This is a genomic window from Mycolicibacterium holsaticum DSM 44478 = JCM 12374, from assembly GCF_019645835.1.
GTDB classification, from domain to species: domain Bacteria; phylum Actinomycetota; class Actinomycetes; order Mycobacteriales; family Mycobacteriaceae; genus Mycobacterium; species Mycobacterium holsaticum.
On the sequence record NZ_CP080998.1, the window covers coordinates 2,311,865 to 2,327,688 of the forward strand.

Sequence of the window (15,824 nt, forward strand, 5' to 3'; positions counted from 1 at the left end):
TTCGGCAACTCTGCCGTACCCACCCTAGTCGGCCACGGTCTGCTGCAAGGGGTGCATATGTGAAGCTTGTAGGTCATGAACAGCATCCAGGTCGCAGACGAGACGTTCGTCGCCGCCGACCCCGTCGAGGTGGGCCGCTCCGTCGGGGATCCGGCCAGTTGGCGGCGCTGGTGGCCCGATCTGCGGCTCACCGTGGTCGAGGACCGCGGCGAGCTGGGACACCGGTGGACGGTCACCGGAGCGCTCACCGGGACGATGGAGATCTGGCTGGAGCCCGTCCTCGACGGCGTCATCCTGCATTATTTCCTTCACGCCGAACCGTCGGGGGCCGCGGCGTGGCAGCTGGCGAAGATGAACCTGGCCAAGTTGAACCATGCCCGCAGGGTGGCGGGCAAGAACATGGCGTTCGAGATCAAGCAGCGCCTCGAGGCCACCCGTCCGGTCGGGGTATCGCGGCTGGCCTGACAGTTCGGCCATCCCCGCAGCGGGAGGGTAAATTTTTGGCCAGCGACGAGATTCAGCAGGAAAGAAGCAGTGGCGGACAAGACGGCGCAGACGATCTACATCGATGCCGACCCATCGACGGTGATGGACGTCATCGCCGATATCGGTTCCTACCCGCAGTGGGTTGCCGAGTACAAAGAGACCGAGGTCCTCGAGGCCGACGAGCAGGGCTACCCCAAGACGGCACGGCTGGTGCTCGACGCCGCCGTGCTCAAAGACACCATGGTGTTGGCCTACGACTGGCCGCCGGACCGTCGTTCGGTGACATGGAGCCTGGTGTCCAGCTCGCTGCTCAAGGCGCTGGATGGTGCGTATCGATTGACGCCCAAGGGATCCGGGACGGACGTCACCTATGAGCTCTCGGTCGATCTGATGATTCCCATGATCGGGCTGCTGAAGCGCAAAGCCGAACGGCGGCTGACCGATACCGCGTTGAAAGACCTGAAGAAACGAGTCGAGGCTGAGTGAGCTGAGGGAGACCACCGAAGCGGCTGCCGCCAGCATCAGTCTTTTCGTCGGAAAAGGCGGGGTAGGCAAGTCGACGTTGGCGACCGCCACCGCCGTGCGCGACGCGCGTGCGGGTCTTCGGGTGCTTCTGATCTCGACCGACCAGGCGCACTCCATCGGCGACGTGCTCGGTACGACGCTCACCCCGACCGGACGCCGCGCGCCCACCCGGGTGCTGGCCGACCTCGACACCGGTAGGCAGCGCGCCGACGGCGGGTTCCTCGACGCGCTGGCGCTGGACACGTTGGCGCTGCTGGAAGCCCGCTGGTGCGAGGTGGCCAAGCTGATCTCGGACAGGTTTGCCGAATCTGATCTGGGAAGCATTGCGCCCGAAGAACTCTCGGCACTACCCGGCGTCCAGGAGGTGCTCGGCCTGCACGAGGTCGGTGAGCTGGCCGCCTCGGGGCAGTGGGACCGGGTGGTGGTGGACTGCGCGTCGACGGCCGACGCGCTGCGCATGCTCACGCTGCCCGCGACGTTCGGCCTGTACCTGGAGCGGGCGTGGCCGCGGCACCGCCGGCTGTCCAGTGCCGACGATGCGCGGTCGGCGGCGGTGGTCGGTCTGCTCGAGCGCATCGGCGCGGGCACCGACCGGCTCAGCGCGACGCTCACCGACGGCTCGAAGGTCAGCGCACACCTGGTGATGACGGCCGAACGGGTGGTCGCCGCCGAGGCGGTGCGCACGCTGGGCGCGCTGGCGCTGATGGGGGTGCGCGTCGATGAGCTGATCGTCAACCAGCTTCTCGTACAGGATGATTCCTACGAGTACCGCAACCTGCCCGATCATCCCGCGTTCGACTGGTACGCCGAGCGCATCTGCGAGCAGCAGGCCGTCCTCGCCGAACTCGACACCACGATCGGTGACGTGCAACTGGTTCTGGTACCCCACGTCGCCGGTGAGCCGATCGGAGCCAAGGCGCTGGGCGAGCTTCTCGACTCCGCCAGGCGCAGGGACGGCGCGCCGCCGCCGGGGCCGCTGCGCCCGATCGTGGACCGGGAGTCCGGCGCGGGGCTCGATGCGATCTACCGGTTGCGGTTAGAGTTGCCGCAGGTCGAGTCTGCGGCCCTGACGTTGGGTCGGGTCGACGACGACTTGATCATCGGCGCCGGCGGGCTGCGCCGCCGGGTTCGGCTGGCATCCGTCCTGCGCCGGTGCATCGTGGTGGACGCGCAGCTGCGCGGGTGTGAATTGACAGTGCGGTTTCGACCGAATCCGGAGGTGTGGCCGAAGTGAGTGGCGCACATCCCGACCTTGGCCCGGAACTGCGGCAGTTGGCCCAAACCATCCTGGACCGGCTCGACCCCGCCGTGAAACTTGCCGCCGCGCGGGCCGCAGGCAGCGGTGCGGGCAGGTGCCAGCAGGTGTGGTGCCCGGTATGCGCGCTGGCGGCGCTGGTCGCCGGTGAGCAGCACCCGCTGCTGACGGTGATCTCCGAGCACAGCGTGGCGCTGCTGGCAGTGGTCCGCGCCATCCTGGAGAACAGCGCGGATTCGCCAGGTCACGGACCCGACGAGCCGCCGCCTCCACCACCACCCAACGGTGCGGGGCCAAGCCGCTATCAGCACATCCCGGTCACCGTCGAAGAGTGACCAAAGTGACGTTCGCGCTGCCGTACCTGCGCTGTGGTCGCATCCACAACACGTAGGTAAAGTTGTCCCAGAACACCGGCCGGTGTTCGATCACCGGGAGGGCCCATGTGGTATTGGCTGTTCAAGTACATCTTCATGGGTCCCTTGCTGTCGTTGCTGGGTCGGCCCAAAGTCGAAGGGCTGGAGCATATTCCGCAGTCGGGCCCGGTGATCCTGGCCAGTAACCACCTGGCCGTCGCCGACAGTTTCTACCTGCCGCTGGTGGTCAGCCGCCGCATCACGTTTCTGGCCAAGGCCGAGTACTTCACCGGAACCGGGATCAAAGGGTGGTTCACCCGGTGGTTCTACACGGTGGCCGGTCAGGTGCCCATCGACCGCACCGATGCGGACAGTGCCCAGAGCGCGCTGACGACCGCCGCCCGCATCCTGGGTGAGGGCAAGTTGCTCGGCATGTACCCCGAGGGCACCCGCTCACCTGACGGCCGGCTGTACAAGGGCAAGACCGGCCTGGCGCGGCTGGCGCTGGAGACCGGCGTGCCGGTGATACCGGTCGCGATGGTCGGAACCGACGTCGTCAACCCTCCGGGAACCAAGATGTGGCGGTTCGGCCGGGTTCAGGTCAAGATCGGCGAGCCGATGGATTTCCGCCGGTTCGAGGGGTTGGCCGGTAACCGCTTCATCGAACGCGCGGTGATCGACGAGGTGATGTACGAACTCATGCGCCTTTCCGGGCAGGAGTACGTGGACCTGTACGCCGCCGACGTCAAAGAAGGTAAGGCCGGCAGCGCTGCAAAACCCTCGGCCCGCATGCCGGAAGTTGCCGCCGGCTAGTTCACCGCGGGCACCGGAGGGTGTGACCGGTCCGTGCGTACTGGACCGCTGGGTGGCCGGTGCGTGGGGACGGTGCCGGCCGCCACGATCACCGCGATCGCCCACCAGACGTAGGAACCGCCGACCAGCTGGCGCCACAGCGGCGCCGCCGTTTCGTGGTGCTCGGGCATGAGCGGAATCGGGGTCCACACCATCAGCGCCAGACCCGCCACGGCGATCACCGCCAGCGCGACATGACGACGGCGATAGGCCACCACCGCGGCCACCAACAGTGTGGGCAGCGCCCACACCCAGTGATGCGACCACGACACCGGCGAGACCACCAGCCCGAACATCGCCACGCAGATCAACGCCAGCACAGGTTCGGCCTTGAGTACGCGCCGCGCCGCCCACACCGTCAACGCAAGCACGGCAAAACACGCCAGCGTCCACACCACGAACCGGACGCCCTCGCCAAGGCCCAGCCGGGCCAGCGCGCCCGCGATGTTCTGGTTCGTGTTGAGCGTCGCGGTGCCGATGCGGTCGGTGTTGCGCACGGTTTCGGTCCAGTACTCGAAGGAATCGCGCCAGGCGAACGCGAAGCCGACGAGCGTGGCCACGATCGCCGACGCGGCGCTGACGATCAGCGCCCTGGTGTCACGGCGCAGCAGGAAGTACAGCAGAAAGACCGCCGGGGTGAGCTTGAGTGCGATGGCCAGGCCGAGCAGCATGCCGCGCGGCCACGGGGTCTTGCGGGGCACGCAGTCGGCGATGACCAACGTCATCAGCACCACGTTGATCTGGCCGAAGTCGAAGTTCGACCGGATCGGCTCGAGGTAGATCACCGCCGGCGCCACGATCGCCGCCGCCAGCCAGGCCCGCCGCAGCCACGCCGGCTCGCCGCTGACCGCGCTGTGCGCCCAGACGCCGAGCCCGGTCAACACGATCGTCGTCGCGACGATCAGCAGCACCAGCGTGGTCAGGGTGATCGCGATGCTGGCGACATCCAACGACAGAACGGCGAACGGGGAAAACACGATTGCGGCAAGCGGCGGATAGGTGAACGGCAGATCCAGCCCGCCCTGGGTGTGGAACATTGCACCGTCGGCGTACAACGACCGGCCGTCCAGCCAGGCCCGCCCGCCCATCCGGTACACGTCGACGTCGATGCGGTACGGCAGCCCGCTCAGCAGCCGCCAGCCCGCCCACGCCAACGCCGCCACGGTGAGCAGCTGAAACAGCCGCCAGCCCCAGATCCTCATGTTGGGCCCCAGACTATCGGGGCGTACCGGCGCGTCGACCGGTATCCCGGCCGTGTCACGGGCGGGTCGGCGTAAGTTTTCTGGGTGCCCGCCAGCCTGAACTTCGACTTCTCCATCCCGCCGGAGCGGATGCCGCTGACCTTCTGCCTGATCGCGTTCATCCTGACGTTCTTCGTCACCCGCACGATCGTGCGGTACATCCGCAACCACCCAGAAGGTGAAGCCGGCGATGCGCCGCGCAAGTGGTGGCAACCGCGCAATATCGACACTGGCGGACTGCACATCCACCACGTGGTCATCGGTGTGATTCTGGTCATGGTCTCCGGGGTGACGATGGTGACTTTGGCGGTCGACGGGGGAGTACCCGAATTCACGGTCGCGGCAATCATTTTCGGAATCGGGGCCGCGCTGGTGCTCGACGAGTTCGCGTTGATCCTGCATTTGGAGGACGTGTACTGGGCCGAGGACGGCCGGACATCGGTCGATGCGGTGTTCGCCGCGGTAGCGGTGGCCGGCCTGCTGATCCTGGGTTTCAATCCGTTGTCGTTCTTCGACATCGGGATCTGGCGCGACGACCATACGCTGGTCGCGCGCGCGAGCGTGATCGCGATCGCGGTCGTCACGTTGCTGCTGGCGGTCGTCGTATTGCTCAAGGGCAAGGTGTGGACCGGTCTGGTCGGCATGTTCATCACCCCGCTGTTGGTGGTGGGCGCGCTCCGGTTGTCCCGACCGCACGCGCCGTGGGCCCGCTGGCGCTACACTGCCCGGCCGCACAAGATGCATCGCGCGCTGGAGCGGGAACGGTGGTTGCGCCGACCTGTGGTGCAGGCCAAGCTGTGGCTGCAGGACGCCATCGCCGGGATGCCGAAGTTTCCCGACGACGCAAAGGTCGACGAGCAACTCGACCGGGAAATCCACGCCGCCCCGGCGCCGCGCGTCCGGGCCGACGTCAGGCAACTCGACAAGGAACCCGCCTAGTGCGCTACTTCTATGACACCGAGTTCATCGACGACGGCCGGACCATCGATTTGATCTCCATCGGGGTCGTCGCCGAGGATGGGCGTGAATACTACGCTGTCTCAACGGAATTCGATCCGGACCGGGCGGGAAAATGGGTCCGCAAGCACGTGCTGCCCAAGCTGCCGTCGCCGTCGTCTGCGGTGTGGCGGTCGCGTAGGCAGATCCGCGCGGAGCTGGAGACGTTCTTCGGCGTCGACGGCGCCGAGCCGATCGAGCTGTGGGCGTGGGTCGGCGCCTACGACCACGTGGTGCTGTGCCAGTTGTGGGGCCCGATGACCGAGCTGCCGCCCGCGATGCCGCGCTTCACCCGCGAACTGCGCCAGCTGTGGGAGGACCGCGGTGCGCCGCGGATACCGCCGCGGCCCGACGACGCCCACGACGCGCTGGTCGACGCGCGCGACAACCTGCTGCGGTTCCGGCTGATCACCCAGGGCCCGGGTGCCGCAGAAGGCCCAGCCCAGCGGCAATAAAGAACCGCTTTGCGGGCCGTTACCATGAATGGGTGAACTGGACCGTGGACGTACCCATCGACCAGCTGCCCGCGTTGCCCCCGTTACCCGAGGAGCTACGCCAACGGTTGGACGCCGCGTTGGCCAAGCCGGCGGTGCAACAGCCCAGCTGGGATGCCGAGCAGGCCAAGACCATGCGCACGGTGTTGGAGAGCGTCCCGCCGGTGACGGTGCCCGCCGAGGTGGAGCGGCTCAAGGGCCTGCTCGCCGACGTCGCCCGCGGCGAGGCGTTTTTGCTGCAGGGCGGCGACTGCGCCGAGACGTTCGTCAACAACACCGAACCGCATATCCGCGCCAACATCCGGACCCTGCTGCAGATGGCGGTGGTGTTGACCTACGGCGCGAGCGTCCCGGTGGTCAAGATGGCCCGGATCGCCGGCCAGTACGCCAAGCCGCGGTCCTCGGACATCGACGCGCTTGGCTTGAAGTCCTACCGCGGCGACATGGTCAACGGCTTTGCACCGGATGCCGCGGCCCGCGAGCACGACCCGTCGCGGCTGGTCCGCGCGTACGCCAACGCCAGCGCCGCGATGAACCTGGTGCGGGCGTTGACCGCGTCGGGCCTGGCGTCGCTGCACCAGGTGCACGACTGGAACCGCGAGTTCGTCCGCACCTCGCCTGCCGGTGCCCGCTACGAGGCGCTGGCAGGCGAGATCGACCGCGGGCTGACGTTCATGAGCGCCTGCGGCGTCGACGACCAGAACCTGCAGACCGCCGAGATCTACGCCAGCCATGAGGCGCTGGTACTGGACTACGAGCGCGCGATGCTGCGGTTGTCCACCGAAGACGCCGAGGGGATGACCGGGGAACACCAGCCCAAGCTCTACGACCTCTCGGCGCACTACGTGTGGATCGGGGAGCGGACCCGTCAACTCGACGGCGCCCATATCGCGTTCGCCGAGGTGATCGCCAACCCGATCGGCGTCAAGATCGGTCCGACGATGACGCCGGAACTGGCCGTGGAGTACGTCGAGCGCCTCGATCCGGCCAACGTGCCGGGCCGGCTGACATTGGTGACCCGGATGGGCAACAACAAGGTTCGCGATACGTTGCCGCCGATCATCGAGAAGGTGCAGGCCACCGGCCACCAGGTGATCTGGCAGTGCGATCCGATGCACGGCAACACCCATGAGTCCTCCACCGGGTACAAGACCCGCCACTTCGACCGGATCGTCGACGAGGTGCAGGGATTCTTCGAGGTGCACCGCGCGCTGGGCACCCACCCCGGCGGCATCCACGTCGAGATCACCGGCGAGAACGTGACGGAGTGCCTCGGCGGCGCACAGGACATCTCCGACACCGACCTGGCGGGCCGCTACGAGACCGCGTGCGACCCGCGGCTCAACACCCAGCAGAGCCTGGAGTTGGCGTTCCTGGTCGCCGAGATGCTGCGCGACTAGAACTCTGGTTCACAGAAGTACCGCGATATTGCTGCCCAGCGTCCATGCGCCAACGGCGATCAGGCCGGTCAACGTCAGCACCGTGAGAAACCAGAACCAGCCCGCCCGCTTGGCGCGTTGCTGGGCCCAGTAGAACTCGTCGAGGCCGATACCGGCGAATTGCCCTGTGACGGGCTGATATTCGTTCTCTGCCGGCATCAGGTCGTCGCGGGTGAACTCGCGGGTGTGCTGCGGCGGGGCGAGCCTGCTGTGGTGCAGCGCCGCCGACGCATGCTGCGCCGAATTGCGCGGTGCGGGAACCAGGAACGGAGGCAGCCCGAGTTCGTCGACGACGGCCTCCAGCTCGTCGGCCATGTCCTGGGCATCCGCGTAACGTCCGGCGGGATCGCGGGCGGTGGCGTGCAACACCAGCTCATCGAATTGTGCTGGGACACCGGCGATCACCGTGCTCGGGGCGGGAACGTCGTGGTCCATCCGCTGATACGCCACCGCCAGGGGGCTGTCACCGGTGAACGGGGTCGCGCCGGTGAGCAGTTCGTAGAGCAGCACGCCGACCGCGTACACGTCGCTGCGCGGCCCGGCGTCACCGGTGCTGACCTGCTCGGGTGACAGGTAGGCCGCCGTACCCAATATCACGCTGGTGGAGGTGATCTTGGCCTCGGCAACCGCACGCACCAGCCCGAAATCGGCGATCTTGACATCGCCGTCGTCGGAGATCAGCACGTTCTCCGGTTTGATGTCGCGGTGGACCAGCCCGGCGCGGTGCGCGACGGCCAAGCCGCCGAGCACCGGTGCCAGCACCGCCGCGGCGGCGTGCGGCGGCATCGGGCCGCGTTCACGCAGCAGTTCGCGCAATGTGCCACCCTCGACGAGCTCCATGACCAAGAACGGCCGCTGACCGTCGAGACCCTGGTCGTATACGGCCACCAGACCCGGATCGTTCAGCCGGGCCACCGCGCGCGCCTCGCGCTGGAAGCGGGTGAGGAACTGGGTGTCGCCGGCGTAGCGCGAATCCATGATCTTCACCGCCACGGGCCGGTCCAGCCGCAGGTCCAGGCCGCGGTACACCGCGGACATGCCACCGGTGGCGATGACCGTGTCCACCCGGTACCGACCGTCCAGCACGATCCCTGCCAGGGGATCCACTTGCTGGTTGGCTTCCACCGAAGACATGTTAACGAGACGGCGCGGCGGACCTAGACTCGATGCGGTGAGCACCATTCCGGCCGCCGACGATGTTCTCGATCCCGAAGAGGCCGTATACGACCTGCCCGCCGTCGCCGACTTGCTCGGCGTACCGGTGTCCAAAGTGCATCAGCACCTCAAGGAGGGCCACCTGATCGCCGTGCGGCGTGACGGCCAGGTGGTCGTGCCCAAGATCTTCTTCGACGACACCGGGCACGTCGTCAAGAGCCTGACCGGTCTGCTCGTGGTCCTGCACGACGGGGGATACCACGAGACCGAGATCATGCGGTGGTTGTTCACCCCCGACCCGTCCCTGACGATCCGCCGCGACCACAGCACCGACAACCAGGTCAACGCCCGGCCGGTTGACGCACTTCATTCTCACCAGGCCCGTGAGGTGGTTCGTCGGGCCCAGGCGATGGCCTACTGACCGGTCGCGGCGAATCGGGCGTGCGGTACAGCGCGTACCACGCCGTCGCCGCGCACGCCGTGGCCAGCAGGACGTGAAACCACGAGTACATCCCGTGCGCCCCGTCGGGTTTCCACACCACGGTGATCCACGTCGACAGCCCGGCGATCAGCGCGATCGCCTGACGGGACTGCGCCAGCGCCGCGACCACCGCCAGCGGCCAGGTATAATACCAGGGCAACGCCGCGGGCACGAACAACACCACCACGACCATCACCCAGGCGATGCCCATCAGCGCTTCGCGGTCGGTGTGGCGAAAACGCCACCACAACAACGGAAGTGAGATCGCGATGACCGCAATGCCGATGATCCTGGTGATGTCGAGCACGGCATAGAAGTTCACCGGGATGAACAGGCTGCCGATCACGTTGATCAGGTTGGCCGCAGCGGTCGGGATGGTCAGCCAGTTGATGATCTTCACCGAACCGGCCAGCGCGGTCAGCCAGCCCAGACCGACGCCGGCGATCAGCGACAACACCGCGAACACCGCGGCGAAGATCACCGCAGACGCCGTGGTGGCCACCACGAAGGCCTTGACCGCGCCGTAGCCGCGTCGGTTCCGAAGGTCGCGGGCCCAAACCCACACCATGAACGGAAGAGCCAGTCCCGCCGTGGCTTTCACCGCGACCGCGGCGGCGATCAGGCCAACACCCCAGCCGTGGCGGCCGTTCAACCCCAGCGCGATACCGGCCATCATCAGCCCGACCATCAGCATCTCGTTGTGCACACCGCCCATGAGATGGATGATCACCAGCGGGTTGAGCACGCAGATCCACAGCGCGGTGGCCCCGTCGGCACCGACATGGCGGGCGACCCGCGGGGCGGCCCAGATCAACAGCGCCAGGCCGGGCAACATGCACAGCCGCAACAGCATCGTGCCCGCGACGATGTCTTCGCCGACGACCCGGGTGACGAACTTGGCGATCAGGATGAACCCCGGCCCGTACGGCGCCGTCGTCGTCGTCCAGATCGGGCTCACGTTGTCCAGCAACGAATTCGGGTTGTCGACGGGGCCGACGGCGTAGGGGTCGAAGCCGTCGCGCAGCAGCGCGCCCTGCGCCAGGTACGAGTAGGTGTCCCTGCTGAACAGCGGAACGCTCAACAACAGCGGCGCCAGCCAGAACCCGGTCGTGGCGACCATCGTGTATTCGGTTGTGGTGCGCGCGATCACCCGGCGGCCCAGCCACAGCCACGCCGCCAGCATCACGGCCACCCCACCCCACATCAGCACCGACGACAGCACCAGCCCGTGGCCAAAGCGCAGCCAAGACAGATGCAGCGACTCCAGCAGCGGATCGTGCAGTCGGGTGCTGCCCGCGCCCAGCCCGCCCGCCGTGATCAGCACCGCACCCAGGAAACCCAGCAGGGCCGGCTGGGCCTGTGATGACATCGCGAACGTCGTCAGCCGTGAAATGTGGTGGGAGAGCCCGGCTCTGGGCGGGTGTGTCGGCGTCGGGGTCGTCATACTTCTAGGCTGACCGGTTCGCGGCCAATCTGGTGAGCTCGGACAGCCCGGCCTTGGCCTGCTCGTCGATCGGTGCTGCGTCGAGGATTTCCAGCGCCCGTTGGGTGAGCTCGTCGATGCGCTGCTCGACGGCGGCCAGCGCGCCGACCGACTCGATCATCTGGCACAGCTCCTTGACCGCCGCGTCGGACAGTTCGGTGCCGATGGCGGCCCGCAACCGTTCGGCCGCCGGGAGATCGTTCTTCTCGGCCAGCTCGATCGCCTCGGCCAACAGCACCGTGCGCTTGCCCGACCGCAGATCGTCACCTGACGGTTTCCCGGTGACGGCGGGATCGCCGAAAACGCCGAGGACGTCGTCGCGCAGCTGGAACGCGACGCCGAGATTGCTGCCCATCTCGTGGAAGGCGGCAAGCACGTCGGGCCGGTCGGCGGCCGCGGCGACGCCCAGCTGCAGCGGACGCGAGATCGTGTAGGAGGCGGTCTTGTAGATGTTGACCGTCATCGCCGACTCCACGGTGTCGGCGCCGCTGGCCTCGGCGACGATGTCGAGGTACTGGCCGACGAGCACCTCGGAGCGGATCGCGGCCCACACCTCGCGCACCCGGCCTTGCGCCTCAGCGGGCAGATCCGCGGTCGCGACGATGTCGTCGGCCCACACCAGCGCCAAGTCGCCGAGCAGGATGGCCGCCGACATCCCGAACTGTTCTGCCGGGCCGTGCCAGCCCTTCTCGCGGTGCCGGTCGGTGAACATCCGGTGCACCGTGGGCAGTCCGCGTCGGGTCGCCGAGGCGTCGATGACGTCGTCGTGCACCAGCGCGCAGGCATGCAGCAGTTCGAGCGCGGAGAACAGCCGCAGCACCGCGGGGTCAAGGGGGTCGTCGCGGTGATCGGCGACCGCGCGCCACCCCCAGTAGGCGAACGCCGGCCGCAGCCGCTTGCCGCCGCGCAGCACGAATTCCTCCAGCGCGGCGGTCAGTTCAGCGTAGGCAGCGCCCATGTACGCACCGTCGGCGGCGCGTTCGGCCAGCACCTCGCGTAGCTGTTCGGTGACCGCGCCGGCCAACTCGACCGCGGACGGTGCCGCTGTGTGCACGCTCAGAGGGTGCCCCTTTCGCTGTGCGTTCGACCGGCCCGAGATGCATTCAGAGTAGAGCCTGCAGCTGAGCAATAAGCAACTCAGGCGCGTCGCGCGGTGGCTACTGCGGGGGTTCGCCGACGCGGGGGGACTGGTCGCGGTTCGCATACGCCAGCGCGCCGATGATGCCGGCCACCACCAGCGAGCCCAACGCCAGCCAGATCGCCGCGCCCGTGAACGACCGCGCGCTGGGATCGGTGTAGCGCGCCTGGGCGTTCATCGTGCTGACCACGCCCGGGCGCAGTTTCCACTCGACGATGTCGGTGGAGACCTGCTCACCGTTGGTGGAGGTCACCTCGCCGGGAAACGACACGGACAACGACACGTCGGCATCGGGGTCGCTGAGCGAGGTGAGGTCGGCGCGGCCCTCGAGGATCACCAGGTCGCCTGCCCGGCGCAGCGAGATGTCGACGCCTGCCGCGTCGCGGTTCATGTTGGCCAGCTGCGGGAGTTCGGCGAAGGTCAGGTCGGAGAACACCGCCCGCGATCCGACGTAGTCGTCGCGGTCGTACTCGGAGACCGCCACCTTGTTGGCGAACGGCAGGTTGTTGAGCAGTTGGGGGCCCTTGTCGTCGGCGTTGCGGGCCTTGGCCGCCGCGACGATCTGCCCGGACACCCGGTCGTCGGGGGAGACGGTGAGCGACGCGCGGACCCGGACACAGCCCACGGCCGTCGGCAGCACCACGAGCGACAACATGACGATGGCGAGCAGCCGGGTTCTGCTGCGGCGTGTCAGGAGGGCCGGCACGTGGTCATCGTGCCAGACCGGAGCGCCTCGCCACGTCGCAACCGCATCAAAGCGGCAGCGAGCGCCCGAGGATCGCGAACGCCCGCGGATCGCCCGCGAAGTGGTAGCCGCGGATGACGTCGCTGAAGCCCAGCCGGCGATACAGCCGCCAGGCGCGGTTGGCCTCGCCGTTGATCTCCGGGGTGGACAACAGCACATGGGACTCGTCGCGGCCGGCGAGCAGCCTGCGCGCCAACGCCTCACCGAGCCCGCGGCCCTGAGCGCGCGGGTGGATGTGCAGTTCGGTGAGCTCGAAGTAGCTGCCCATCAGCTCGGAGATCCGCGAGCGATCCGCGCCCACCCGGTGCAGACCTGCCACGACCTGTTGCTGCCACCACTGGTCGGGGGCGCCGCAGTAGCCGTAGGCGACGCCCAGCATCGGCGCCGAGACCAGCGCGTCGGCACCTGCGTCGGCGCCGGGCCCGTCGTGGGCAGGGCCTTCCACCGCGGCGACGGCTTTCCAGCCCTGCCTGCGGGTGTGCTCCAGCCACATCGAAGCGCGTTGATCCTCGGTGCCGCGCGGATACCGCATGGCGTCGACGTATACGGCGAGCGCGTCGCCGAGCCGGCGTTGCATATCGCTCGGCGACAGATCGATGAGAAATGTCGCCAACTGTTATCGCCTCTCCGCGGGATGGGGTGGTGTCGTCCATTCCATTATTCGGTGAACATGCTGCTGCCTACCAGCGGTGGTGTCCGTCATACAATCGGGGATCCAAGTAGGTGGTACGGCTCAGATTGACCTCGTATCATGACTGTTAGGTGCCCGTTCATGCGGGTGCGCTCGTTTTTGAATTTTGAGTTGGCCGGGTCGGCCCCGGGTTTCGAGGGAGGGACGAATGCCACTCTCCGATCATGAGCAGCGCATGCTCGACCAGATCGAGAGCGCGCTCTATGCCGAGGACCCCAAGTTCGCGTCCAGCGTTCGTGGTGGAACTCTGCGGGCTCCCTCGGCGCGCCGCCGATTGCAGGGGGCCGCGCTTTTCGTGGTCGGGTTGGCGCTGCTGGTCTCCGGCGTGGCGTTTCCAGCCACCCAGATCAGCGGTTTTCCGATTCTCTCCGTGCTGGGCTTCATCGTGATGTTCGGCGGCGTGGTGTTCGCCATCACCGGCCCGCGAGTCGCCGGTGGCCGAGACCGTGCCCCCGAGGCGGGGGCGTCGCGCCAAAAGCGGGTCAAGGGCTCCGGCTCGTTCACCAGCCGGATGGAAGACCGCTTCCGCCGCCGTTTCGACGAGTAGCCGACACCGAACAAGGGGCGGCCCGCACGGGGCTGCCCCTTTTTTCGTGCCTGTGACGCTTCCCCCACCGCGCCCCACCACTGCGGCGCTGCCGAATTTGGCGTTCAGCGTCGTGGATCGGCCGGGGTGACAGCGCTGGACGCAATCTTGCGCTCAGCAGGCTGATTCACGACCAGCTCCCCACTTCACCCCACCGCTGTGAGCTGGTCTTTTGACCCCCGCCGGGTGTGCGCCGGGGGCGGTGGGTGGCGCACGGTGGGGACGCCGCGACATTGGCGCGTTGCATTGGGAGCAAAGTGGGGGATTGTGGGGTAAAGTGGCGGACAACGGAGCGACCGGGGCTCCGGGTGGCAGGGAGGTTGGCGAGATGTTTCTCGGCACCTACACGCCGAAGCTCGACGACAAGGGGCGGCTCACGCTGCCCGCCAAGTTCCGCGACGCGCTGGCAGGAGGGTTGATGGTCACCAAAAGCCAAGATCACAGCCTGGCCGTGTACCCGCGCGCCGAGTTCGAGAAGCTGGCACGACGCGCATCGCAGGCGTCACGGAGCAACCCGGAGGCACGGGCGTTCCTGCGAAACCTCGCCGCTGCCACCGACGAACAACACCCCGACGGTCAAGGCCGCATCACGTTGTCCGCCGATCACCGTCGTTACGCGAACCTGTCGAAGGACTGCGTGGTGATCGGATCGGTCGACTACCTGGAGATCTGGGATTCAGCGGCATGGCAGGAGTACCAGCAGACCCACGAAGAGAACTTCTCCGCGGCCACCGATGAAGCTCTGCACGACATCATCTGACTCGATGGCCAACCGGCACAGGCATCCAGCCCGTGCATCGCGGCCTCTGCCCGAACCGGCCCTGGCGTACTTCCCCAACGCCAGGTCCGTGCTCTCGGACAGGGACCCCGGTGCAGCGGGCACTCTGCTCGAAGAAACCATCGGCTCGGGGGCATATGCGAGAGGTATGGCGATGGCCCGGGAACCTCACGGACACGTGCCGGTCCTGCTCGACCGCTGCGTGGAACTGCTCAAGCCGGCGCTGACTCGGCAGAGCCCCGACGGCAGCGGCGCCGTACTGGTCGACGCGACGCTGGGCGCAGGCGGGCATGCGGAGCGGTTCCTGACCGAATTTCCCGGCCTGCGACTGATCGGGCTGGATCGCGACCCCGACGCGCTGTGGATCGCCGGGGAACGACTGGCACCGTTTGGTGACCGGGTGGTGCTGGTCCGCACCCGCTACGACGGCCTCGAAGGCGTGCTCACCCAAACCGGTTACTGGGCTAACAAAGTCGACGGCATCCTGTTCGACCTCGGGGTGTCTTCGATGCAACTCGACCGCACCGAGCGCGGATTCTCCTATTCCACCGACGCACCGCTGGACATGCGGATGGACCCGGACGCGGCGCTGACCGCCGCTGAGGTCGTCAACACCTACGACGAGAAGGCGCTGACGCGCGCGCTGCGCGAATTCGGCGAGGAGCGCTTCGCCAGCCGCATCGCCGCGCAGATCGTCCGCCGTCGCGCCCGCCAACCGTTCGCCACCACCGGTGATCTGGTCGAACTGCTGTACCAGGCGATCCCCGCGCCGGCCCGGCGCACCGGCGGCCATCCCGCCAAGCGCACCTTCCAGGCGCTGCGCATCGTCGTGAACGGCGAACTGGACTCGCTACGTGCGGCGCTGCCCGCAGCGCTGACCGCGTTGGCGCCGGGCGGGCGGATCGTGGTGATGGCCTACCAGTCCCTCGAGGACCGCATCGTCAAGAACACGTTCGCCGCCGCGACCGCCTCCCGCACACCTCCAGGTCTGCCCGTCGAGTTGCCCGGACACGAACCGCAGTTCGTCGCCGTGACCCGCGGCGCCGAACGCGCAACACCGGCGGAGGTCGAGCACAACCCGCGTAGCGCGCCCGTGCGGCTACGGGCACTGGAGAAGGTGGGGTGA

Annotated in this window: 18 protein-coding genes; 12 read left to right on the forward strand and 6 right to left on the reverse strand. The window is 67.7% G+C overall.

The window, feature by feature from the left end; translation table 11 throughout:
* The first annotated feature begins 75 nt into the window (after nucleotides 1–75).
* The 5 genes from K3U96_RS11115 to K3U96_RS11135 all read left to right on the forward strand — a co-directional run bounded on the left by K3U96_RS11115 (nucleotide 76) and on the right by K3U96_RS11135 (nucleotide 3,432).
* Complete coding sequence (locus K3U96_RS11115) at nucleotides 76–465, forward strand: polyketide cyclase / dehydrase and lipid transport (protein WP_069407488.1); 390 nt, start codon at nucleotides 76–78, stop codon at nucleotides 463–465.
* Between the two features lie 69 nt (nucleotides 466–534).
* On the forward strand, nucleotides 535–972 hold the full coding sequence (locus tag K3U96_RS11120; RefSeq protein ID WP_220693047.1) for an SRPBCC family protein: 438 nt from the start codon (nucleotides 535–537) through the stop codon (nucleotides 970–972).
* Nucleotide 973: 1 nt separating this feature from the next.
* Complete coding sequence (locus K3U96_RS11125) at nucleotides 974–2,245, forward strand: ArsA family ATPase (RefSeq protein WP_220693486.1); 1,272 nt, start codon at nucleotides 974–976, stop codon at nucleotides 2,243–2,245.
* Nucleotides 2,242–2,601 carry a hypothetical protein gene (locus K3U96_RS11130; RefSeq protein ID WP_220693048.1) on the forward strand — a complete coding sequence of 120 codons (360 nt, stop codon included), beginning with the start codon at nucleotides 2,242–2,244 and terminating at the stop codon, nucleotides 2,599–2,601. The genes K3U96_RS11125 and K3U96_RS11130 overlap by 4 nt, the downstream gene beginning before the upstream one ends.
* A 105-nt stretch (nucleotides 2,602–2,706) precedes the next feature.
* Complete coding sequence (locus tag K3U96_RS11135; protein ID WP_220693049.1) at nucleotides 2,707–3,432, forward strand: lysophospholipid acyltransferase family protein; 726 nt, start codon at nucleotides 2,707–2,709, stop codon at nucleotides 3,430–3,432.
* Here K3U96_RS11135 and K3U96_RS11140 read toward each other — a convergent pair.
* Nucleotides 3,429–4,673, reverse strand: coding sequence for a glycosyltransferase 87 family protein (locus tag K3U96_RS11140; protein WP_220693050.1), 1,245 nt, complete (start codon nucleotides 4,671–4,673; stop codon nucleotides 3,429–3,431). The genes K3U96_RS11135 and K3U96_RS11140 overlap by 4 nt on opposite strands.
* Nucleotides 4,674–4,802: 129 nt before the next feature.
* Between K3U96_RS11140 and K3U96_RS11145 the strand changes: the two genes are divergently transcribed.
* From K3U96_RS11145 to K3U96_RS11155, 3 genes are read left to right on the forward strand one after another with little or no spacing between them, the layout of a single operon-like run.
* Nucleotides 4,803–5,651 carry a hypothetical protein gene (locus K3U96_RS11145; RefSeq protein WP_275085619.1) on the forward strand — a complete coding sequence of 283 codons (849 nt, stop codon included), beginning with the start codon at nucleotides 4,803–4,805 and terminating at the stop codon, nucleotides 5,649–5,651.
* Nucleotides 5,651–6,163 carry a polyadenylate-specific 3'-exoribonuclease AS gene (locus tag K3U96_RS11150; protein ID WP_220693052.1) on the forward strand — a complete coding sequence of 171 codons (513 nt, stop codon included), beginning with the start codon at nucleotides 5,651–5,653 and terminating at the stop codon, nucleotides 6,161–6,163. Before K3U96_RS11145 ends, K3U96_RS11150 begins: the two co-directional genes overlap by 1 nt.
* 32 nt (nucleotides 6,164–6,195) lie before the next feature.
* Entirely contained in the window at nucleotides 6,196–7,602 is a 1,407-nt protein-coding gene (locus tag K3U96_RS11155; RefSeq protein ID WP_069406486.1) for a class II 3-deoxy-7-phosphoheptulonate synthase, read from the forward strand.
* A 9-nt stretch (nucleotides 7,603–7,611) separates the two neighbouring features.
* Here the strand turns inward: K3U96_RS11155 and K3U96_RS11160 are convergent, their stop codons facing one another.
* Nucleotides 7,612–8,775: a protein kinase domain-containing protein gene (locus K3U96_RS11160; protein ID WP_220693053.1), complete on the reverse strand. Its 1,164-nt coding sequence runs from the start codon at nucleotides 8,773–8,775 to the stop codon at nucleotides 7,612–7,614.
* Between the two features lie 37 nt (nucleotides 8,776–8,812).
* Between K3U96_RS11160 and K3U96_RS11165 the strand changes: the two genes are divergently transcribed.
* Nucleotides 8,813–9,217 (forward strand): Rv2175c family DNA-binding protein, encoded by a 405-nt coding sequence (locus K3U96_RS11165; RefSeq protein WP_069406484.1) that lies wholly within the window; start codon nucleotides 8,813–8,815, stop codon nucleotides 9,215–9,217.
* On the opposite strand, the gene K3U96_RS11170 is transcribed toward K3U96_RS11165, so the two are convergent.
* From K3U96_RS11170 to K3U96_RS11185, 4 genes are all read right to left on the reverse strand, one after another.
* On the reverse strand, nucleotides 9,138–10,721 hold the full coding sequence (locus K3U96_RS11170; protein WP_220693054.1) for an alpha-(1->6)-mannopyranosyltransferase A: 1,584 nt from the start codon (nucleotides 10,719–10,721) through the stop codon (nucleotides 9,138–9,140). The genes K3U96_RS11165 and K3U96_RS11170 overlap by 80 nt on opposite strands.
* A gap of 4 nt (nucleotides 10,722–10,725) precedes the next feature.
* Nucleotides 10,726–11,814 carry a bifunctional (2E,6E)-farnesyl/geranyl diphosphate synthase gene (idsA2, locus tag K3U96_RS11175; RefSeq protein ID WP_220693055.1) on the reverse strand — a complete coding sequence of 363 codons (1,089 nt, stop codon included), beginning with the start codon at nucleotides 11,812–11,814 and terminating at the stop codon, nucleotides 10,726–10,728.
* 103 nt (nucleotides 11,815–11,917) lie between these two features.
* Nucleotides 11,918–12,553, reverse strand: a complete 636-nt coding sequence (locus K3U96_RS11180) for an LppM family (lipo)protein (protein ID WP_205871072.1) — start codon at nucleotides 12,551–12,553, stop codon at nucleotides 11,918–11,920.
* A 97-nt stretch (nucleotides 12,554–12,650) separates the two neighbouring features.
* Nucleotides 12,651–13,256 carry a GNAT family N-acetyltransferase gene (locus K3U96_RS11185; protein ID WP_220693056.1) on the reverse strand — a complete coding sequence of 202 codons (606 nt, stop codon included), beginning with the start codon at nucleotides 13,254–13,256 and terminating at the stop codon, nucleotides 12,651–12,653.
* Between the two features lie 226 nt (nucleotides 13,257–13,482).
* Here K3U96_RS11185 and K3U96_RS11190 point away from each other — a divergent pair, with 226 nt between their 5' ends.
* The 3 genes from K3U96_RS11190 to rsmH all read left to right on the forward strand — a co-directional run bounded on the left by K3U96_RS11190 (nucleotide 13,483) and on the right by rsmH (nucleotide 15,824).
* Nucleotides 13,483–13,881 carry an SCO2097 family morphological protein gene (locus K3U96_RS11190; RefSeq protein WP_069406479.1) on the forward strand — a complete coding sequence of 133 codons (399 nt, stop codon included), beginning with the start codon at nucleotides 13,483–13,485 and terminating at the stop codon, nucleotides 13,879–13,881.
* Between the two features lie 367 nt (nucleotides 13,882–14,248).
* Nucleotides 14,249–14,680: a division/cell wall cluster transcriptional repressor MraZ gene (gene mraZ, locus K3U96_RS11195; protein ID WP_069406478.1), complete on the forward strand. Its 432-nt coding sequence runs from the start codon at nucleotides 14,249–14,251 to the stop codon at nucleotides 14,678–14,680.
* Entirely contained in the window at nucleotides 14,655–15,824 is a 1,170-nt protein-coding gene (gene rsmH, locus K3U96_RS11200) for a 16S rRNA (cytosine(1402)-N(4))-methyltransferase RsmH (RefSeq protein ID WP_372514957.1), read from the forward strand. Before mraZ ends, rsmH begins: the two co-directional genes overlap by 26 nt.

Bases quoted from the DNA above. Each gene is read 5' to 3' on its own strand.
- K3U96_RS11180 (WP_205871072.1), bottom strand. From the start codon at position 12,553: ATGTTGTCGCTCGTGGTGCTGCCGACGGCCGTGGGCTGTGTCCGGGTC.
- K3U96_RS11140 (WP_220693050.1), bottom strand. From the start codon at position 4,673: ATGAGGATCTGGGGCTGGCGGCTGTTTCAGCTGCTCACCGTGGCGGCG.
- K3U96_RS11160 (WP_220693053.1), bottom strand. From the start codon at position 8,775: ATGTCTTCGGTGGAAGCCAACCAGCAAGTGGATCCCCTGGCAGGGATC.
- mraZ (WP_069406478.1), top strand. From the start codon at position 14,249: ATGTTTCTCGGCACCTACACGCCGAAGCTCGACGACAAGGGGCGGCTC.
- rsmH (WP_372514957.1), top strand. From the start codon at position 14,655: ATGAAGCTCTGCACGACATCATCTGACTCGATGGCCAACCGGCACAGG.
- K3U96_RS11115 (WP_069407488.1), top strand. From the start codon at position 76: ATGAACAGCATCCAGGTCGCAGACGAGACGTTCGTCGCCGCCGACCCC.
- K3U96_RS11190 (WP_069406479.1), top strand. From the start codon at position 13,483: ATGCCACTCTCCGATCATGAGCAGCGCATGCTCGACCAGATCGAGAGC.
- K3U96_RS11135 (WP_220693049.1), top strand. From the start codon at position 2,707: ATGTGGTATTGGCTGTTCAAGTACATCTTCATGGGTCCCTTGCTGTCG.
- K3U96_RS11170 (WP_220693054.1), bottom strand. From the start codon at position 10,721: ATGACGACCCCGACGCCGACACACCCGCCCAGAGCCGGGCTCTCCCAC.
- K3U96_RS11145 (WP_275085619.1), top strand. From the start codon at position 4,803: ATGCCGCTGACCTTCTGCCTGATCGCGTTCATCCTGACGTTCTTCGTC.